This is a genomic window from Streptomyces sp. SYSU D01066-1 (genome assembly GCF_054956795.1).
The window spans coordinates 259522-265547 of sequence record NZ_JBUDHV010000005.1; the positions used below are offsets into that span (position 1 = coordinate 259522).

General features: G+C 72.1%; 7 protein-coding genes. 4 read left to right on the top strand and 3 right to left on the bottom strand.

Going from position 1 to position 6026, the window contains the following annotated elements; translation table 11 throughout:
• Positions 1 to 175 precede the first annotated feature (175 nt).
• On the top strand, positions 176 to 574 hold the full coding sequence (locus tag ACY1JF_RS07890; protein WP_462704268.1) for a DUF4307 domain-containing protein: 399 nt from the start codon (positions 176 to 178) through the stop codon (positions 572 to 574).
• A gap of 188 nt (positions 575 to 762) precedes the next feature.
• Positions 763 to 1260, top strand: coding sequence for a transcription elongation factor GreA (gene greA, locus ACY1JF_RS07895; RefSeq protein WP_462704269.1), 498 nt, complete (start codon positions 763 to 765; stop codon positions 1258 to 1260).
• Between the two features lie 104 nt (positions 1261 to 1364).
• On the opposite strand, the gene ACY1JF_RS07900 is transcribed toward greA, so the two are convergent.
• The 3 genes from ACY1JF_RS07900 to ilvA all read right to left on the bottom strand — a co-directional run bounded on the left by ACY1JF_RS07900 (position 1365) and on the right by ilvA (position 4601).
• A complete protein-coding gene (locus tag ACY1JF_RS07900; protein WP_462704270.1) occupies positions 1365 to 2210 on the bottom strand; it encodes an ABC transporter permease in 846 nt (281 codons plus the stop codon).
• A complete protein-coding gene (locus ACY1JF_RS07905) occupies positions 2207 to 3190 on the bottom strand; it encodes an ATP-binding cassette domain-containing protein (RefSeq protein WP_462704271.1) in 984 nt (327 codons plus the stop codon). The genes ACY1JF_RS07900 and ACY1JF_RS07905 overlap by 4 nt, the downstream gene beginning before the upstream one ends.
• A 181-nt stretch (positions 3191 to 3371) precedes the next feature.
• On the bottom strand, positions 3372 to 4601 hold the full coding sequence (gene ilvA, locus ACY1JF_RS07910) for a threonine ammonia-lyase (RefSeq protein WP_462704272.1): 1230 nt from the start codon (positions 4599 to 4601) through the stop codon (positions 3372 to 3374).
• Positions 4602 to 4748: 147 nt separating this feature from the next.
• Here ilvA and ACY1JF_RS07915 point away from each other — a divergent pair, with 147 nt between their 5' ends.
• Both ACY1JF_RS07915 and ACY1JF_RS07920 read left to right on the top strand, forming a co-directional pair.
• Positions 4749 to 5273, top strand: a complete 525-nt coding sequence (locus ACY1JF_RS07915) for a MarR family winged helix-turn-helix transcriptional regulator (RefSeq protein ID WP_462704273.1) — start codon at positions 4749 to 4751, stop codon at positions 5271 to 5273.
• A 207-nt stretch (positions 5274 to 5480) separates the two neighbouring features.
• Positions 5481 to 6026 (top strand): sigma factor-like helix-turn-helix DNA-binding protein (locus ACY1JF_RS07920; RefSeq protein ID WP_462704274.1); only part of this gene is annotated, 546 nt, incomplete at its 3' end.

Sequence of the window (6026 nt, forward strand, 5' to 3'; positions counted from 1 at the left end):
CGGTGTCTTCAGGCGCGGTCCAATGGGTGCCGCCCCGCAGGGGCATCCATGAGGGGCGGCGGTCGGGTGATGGGCGGGGGCTTCTATAGTGACCGAATCGGGGGGGCGAATAATTCCGGGGTCCGGCTCCGGGCCCCACCGGGACGTCCGGCCCGCTCCTGCCGAGAGGACGATCATGAGTACGGCGACGACGCGCCCGCCCGAGAGCCGTTACGGCCGCTCCTCGGACGCCCGGGCCGACCGCACGCTCAAGATCGTCGGCGCTGTCCTCGGTGTCGCCCTGCTCGCGCTGATCGGCTGGTTCGGCTACCACTACGTGGCGCAGAGCGAGATCAGCGGTGAGGTGATCACCTTCGAGACCGGCGAGAAGTCGGTCAAGGTCCACCTCGAGGTGCACAAGGATTCCGGCGTCAGCGGTTACTGCACCGTGCGCTCCCAGGCGGAGGACGGCGCCGAGGTCGGCCGGGCCGACTTCCGCTTCACCGGTGAGAAGACCCGCTTCGACGAGGTCGTCACCCTGCGCACCAAGGCCCGGGGCTCGACGGCGGAGCTGCTCGGCTGCCACGCCGACTGACCCGGACCGCCCCGGCCCGGTCCTCGCCGGATTCCGTCGCGGCTGACCTGCGCCGACGGGAAACTGGTGGCTTATGTCCTCCCCCTTTGGCCACTCAATTGTTAGGCTCGTGGTTTCGCCCTTCCGTGGAGGAACATGCTCCTGGGCAGGGCGATGCTTTGTATTCCCAGTACGGACGAGGAGCACCTGTGACCCAGACCAGCGAGAACGTCACCTGGCTGACCCAGGAGGCGTACAACAAGCTCAAGGAAGAGCTTGACTACCTTACTGGTCCTGCGCGCACGGAGATCTCTGCCAAGATCGCCGCGGCGCGTGAGGAGGGGGACCTGCGCGAGAACGGCGGGTACCACGCGGCGAAGGAGGAGCAGGGCAAGCAGGAGCTCCGCGTTCGCCAGCTGACCCAGCTCCTGGAGACCGCCAAGGTGGGTGAGGCGCCGGCGGCGAACGGCGCCGTGGCGCCGGGCATGGTCGTCACCATCGCCTTCGACGGCGACGAGGACGACACCCTGACGTTCCTGCTCGCCTCCCGCGAGTACGCGAGCGCCGACATCGAGACCTACTCGCCGCAGTCCCCGCTGGGCTCCGGCGTGACCGGTCACAGGGTCGGCGACGACGCGGAGTACGAGCTGCCGAACGGCAAGAAGGCCTCCGTCAAGATCCTCAAGGCCGAGCCGTACAACGGCTGACCCCGCCCCCTCCCGAGGGACCTCGACGGGCCCCGGCGTCCCCGTGACGCCGGGGCTCCGCCATGCCGGCGGCCGGGCCGCGTCGGGCCGGCCACCGGGCTCCGTCACGCGGTCGCCGAGCGGTACTTGCGGACCGCCAGCGTCCTGAACACGAGGATGATCAGGACCGAGTAGATCAGCGAGGCCCACACCGGGTGCTGCATGGGCCAGGCCCCGGAGGCGGACACCCCGGGGTTGCCGAACAGCTCGCGGCCGGCCTGGACGGTGGCGCTGAACGGGTTCCAGTCCGCGACGTGGCGCAGCCAGGGCGTCATCTGGCTGGAGTCCACGAACGCGTTGGAGACGAAGGTGACCGGGAACAGCCAGATCAGCCCGCCGGAGGTGGCCGCCTCGGGGGTGCGGACGGAGAGGCCGATCACCGCGCCGATCCAGGTGAACGCGTAGCCGGCCAGGAGGAGCAGGCCGAACGCGGCGAGCACCTCGCCGAGGGAGGTGTGGGTGCGCCAGCCGACCAGCAGGGCGACCACCGCCAGCACGGACAGGGTGAGCGCGGTCTGCACGAGGTCGGCCAGGGTCCGCCCGGTGAGCACGGCCCCGCGGGCCATGGGCAGGGAGCGGAAGCGGTCGATGAGCCCCTTGTGCATGTCGTCGGCGATGCCGGCCCCCGCGCCGGCCGTGGCGAAGGTGACGGTCTGGGCGAAGATGCCGGCCATCAGGAATTCCTTGTAGACGTCGGCGTCGGTACTGGCGCCGATCTTCATCGAGCCGCCGAAGACGTACGTGAAGAGGACGACGAACATCACGGGCTGGATGAGACCGAACAGGACCATCTCCGGGATCCGGGTCATCCGGATCAGGTTCCGGTGGGCGACGACCAGGGAGTCCTTGACGGACTGGCTGAAGCGGTTACGGGGTGCCTCGACGGGGACGGTGTCGGTGACGGCGCTCACTGGGTGGTCTCCTGTTCGCTCTCCTGGCCTGTTCCCCCGGACTCGGCCACGTGACCGGTCAGGGAGAGGAAGACGTCGTCGAGGGTGGGGCGGCGCAGGCCGATGTCGTCGATCTCCATGCCACGGCTGTCCAGCTCGCGGATGATCTCGGAGAGCAGCTTCGCGCCGCCGGTGACGGGGACGGTGAGCTTGCGCATGTGGTCCTCGACCGTGGTGTCGCCCTTGCCGAAGCCGCGCAGCACCTCCGCGGCGGCCGGGAGGTGCTCGCGCTCGTGCATCACGACCTCGACGCGCTCGCCGCCGGTGCGTGCCTTCAGTTCGTCGGAGGTGCCCTGGGCGATCACCCGGCCGTGGTCGACCACCGCGATGTCGTGGGCGAGGTGGTCGGCCTCCTCCAGGTACTGGGTGGTGAGCAGCAGCGTGGTCCCGCCGGAGACCAGTTGCTTGATGACCTCCCACAGTTGCTGGCGGTTGCGGGGGTCGAGGCCGGTGGTCGGCTCGTCCATGAACATCACGGGCGGCGAGACGACGAGGGCGGCGGCCAGGTCGAGCCGGCGGCGCATGCCGCCGGAGTAGGTCTTGACGGTCCGGTCGGCGGCGTCCAAGAGGTGGAACTGCTCCAGCAGTTCGGTCGCGCGCCGCTTCGCCGCCTTCGCGCGCATCTGGTGGAGCCGGCCGACCATCTGGAGGTTCTCCCGGCCGGTCAGGTATTCGTCGACCGCCGCGAACTGGCCGGACAGGCCGATCGAGCGGCGTACGGCGTCGGGCTGTTCCAGCACGTCGAGGCCGGCCACGAGCGCCCTGCCGCGGTCGGGGCGCAACAAGGTCGTCAGGCAGCGGACGGCGGTCGTCTTGCCCGCGCCGTTCGGCCCGAGCAGGCCCAGGACCGTGCCCTCGGGGACATCGAGGTCGACGCCGTCCAGAGCCCTGACGGTGCCGAAGGTCTTCACCAGGCCCTCGGCGTAGATGGCGCCAGGCATATGAGTCTCCACGTCGTCGGGGATTCTTCGGGAAGCCTAGATTTGCCGTTCTGGTCCCGCTTTGTCGATACGTCCGCGTAAGCGTGCGCCGCGAGTACGGCGATCCGTCGACCACGCTATCGCGATGTATCGCGTCGGACAATGGGGGTCACCCGGACGAGTGACCGGCCGCCCGGCGGACCTACCGCATGACCGGGTAGCCCGCGTCGCGCAGCGCGCGGCCGACCTCGGCGCAGTGCTCGGGACCCTTCGTCTCCAGGTGCAGTTCGACCTCCGCCTCCGTGAGCCCGAGCCGCGGGTCGGTCCGCACATGGCTCACGTCCAGGACGTTGGCGTCGACCGCCGACAGCACCCCCAGCAGCGTGGCGAGGGCGCCCGGCCGGTCCGTCAGCCGCAGCCGGACCGCCAGGTAACGGCCCTGCGCCGCCATGCCGTGCCGCAGCACGCCCTGCATCAGCACCGGGTCGACGTTGCCCCCGGACAGCACCGCCACGACCGGGCCCTCGAACGACCCCGGCTCGGCCAGCAGCGCCGCGACCGGGCTCGCCCCGGCCGGTTCCACCACCAGCTTGGCCCGCTCCAGGCACAGCAGCAGGGCCGCCGCCAGCTGGTCCTCGGTGACCGTGCGCACCTCGTCCACCAGGTCCCCGACGATCCCGAACGGCACGTCGCCGGGCCGGCCCACCCGGATGCCGTCGGCCATCGTCAAGGGCTGGGCGAGGGAGACCGGACGCCCGGCCGCCAGCGACGGCGGGTAGGCCGCCGCGCCCTCGGCCTGCACGCCCACGATCCGCACCCCGGGCCGCAGCGCCTTCACCGCGACCGCGATCCCGGCCGCCAGCCCGCCGCCGCCGACGCCCACCACGATCGTGCGGACCTCGGGGCACTGCTCCAGGATCTCCAGGCCGACCGTGCCCTGGCCCGCGATGACGTCGGGGTGGTCGAAGGGGTGGATGAACACCGCCCCCGTCTCCCGCGCGTGCTCCTGGGCGGCGGTCAATGTCTCGTCGACGACCTGGCCGTGCAGGCGCACCTCGGCACCGTAGTCCTGGGTGGCGCTGATCTTGGGCAGCGGGGCGCCCTTCGGCATGAACACGGTCGAGGCCACGCCCAGCAGCGAGGAGGCCAGGGCCACGCCCTGCGCGTGGTTGCCGGCGCTGGCGGCGACCACGCCGGCGGCCCGCTGCTCCGGCAGCAGGCCGGCGATCCGCACGTAGGCGCCGCGCAGTTTGAAGGAGCCGGTCCGCTGGAGGTTCTCGCACTTGAAGTGCACAGGAGCGCCGACCAGCTGGGACAGGTGCCTGCTGCCCTCCACCGCCGTCATCCGCGCCACGCCCGAGAGCATCTTCTGGGCCCCGCGCACATCGTCGAGGGTGACGGAGCGCGAAAGGCCGGCCGTGTCGTAGCTCATGGCGTCCAGCATCGCAGTTCACGGGCGGCGCCCGTTTCCGTGCCCCCCTGTCCGGGACCGGCTTTGCACAGCGCCGCTACGCCCCGGGCCCGGGCCGCGTACCCTGTCCCCCAACCCAGCAGCCCTTCACGAAGTGAGCCTCCGGCCATGCCCACAACACCTGAAATGTCGATGGACATGACGACCGCCGGTGACCCCGGTCTCCTCGACACGTTGCAGCACGAGGTGGCGGTGTTCGCCCGTCGTGCCGAGCAGACCCGGCTCGGCGGCGTCGGGCAGGTGCGCAACACCATGGACCGCGCCGCGTATCTGCTGCTCAACCGCCTGGACAAGGAAGGCCCGATGGGCGTCAAGGCGCTCGCCGCGAGCATGGGGATCGACTCCTCGACGGTCACCCGGCAGGTCGCCCCGCTCGTCGACGCCGGCCTCGTCAAGCGCACGTCGCACCCCGAGGACGGCCGCGCGGTCGTGCTCCAGCTCTCCCGGCGCGGGGTGGCCCGGCTGGACGAGGTGCGCTCCTCCCGCCGTCAGCTGATGGCCGAACTCACCCAGGACTGGGCACCGGAGGAGCGCGAGACCTTCTGCGCGCTCCTCACGCGCTTCAACGGCGCCCTGTCCGCCCGTATGGCGCCCCAGGCGAGCACCGGCACGGGAACACCACCGGTCTCCTGAGCACCGGCACGGGAACACCACCCGTCTCCTGAGCACCGGTACGGGAACACCACCCGTCTCCTGAGCACCGGTACGAGGACACCGCCGGGGTCTGCTGGGCACCGCCCGGCAGGGCCGCGTACGGCGGACGCGTTCCCGGCCCTTGACCGCCGGGCCGCGCCTGTCCTCAGATGAGAGCGGCGGGGTCGCCCGGAGGCGGGAGGCGCGGTGCGCGAACGGCACGCGGCGCGAAGTGCCCGCCGGGCCCGTGAGTTCGAGGCGTTCGTGGCGGGCGCGGCAGGGCGGCTGCTGCATGCCGCCACCCTGCTCACGGCCGAGGCCCCCCACGACAATCCGCGCGCCCGGCACCTCCTGACGCTCTCCCTCGCCCACACCTACGCGCGCTGGGACCGGCTGCGCGACGACGACCCGTACGACCTCGCCCGCCAGTACCTCGCCACCCGCTTCGCCCGCGAGACCTGGCACCGCCACCGCCTCCCCAAACGCGCCCGGACGCGGCCGGGCGGTCCGCCGGCCGGCCCGCTGGCCGGACTCAGCCCGCCCGAACGCCTGATCCTGGTCCTGCGGCTGTACGAGGGAGTCGCCGAGGAGCAGGCCGCGGCCCTGCTGGGGATGGGCCGGGACCGGGTCCGCGCGGTCTGCGACCGGGCCACGGCGGCCCTGCTGCACGCGCCGGCGGGGCCGGTCCCGGCGGCGGCCCCCGGGCGGGCCCGCCGCCGGGCGGCGCGCGCCGCGGGAGCACCCGGACGCCGA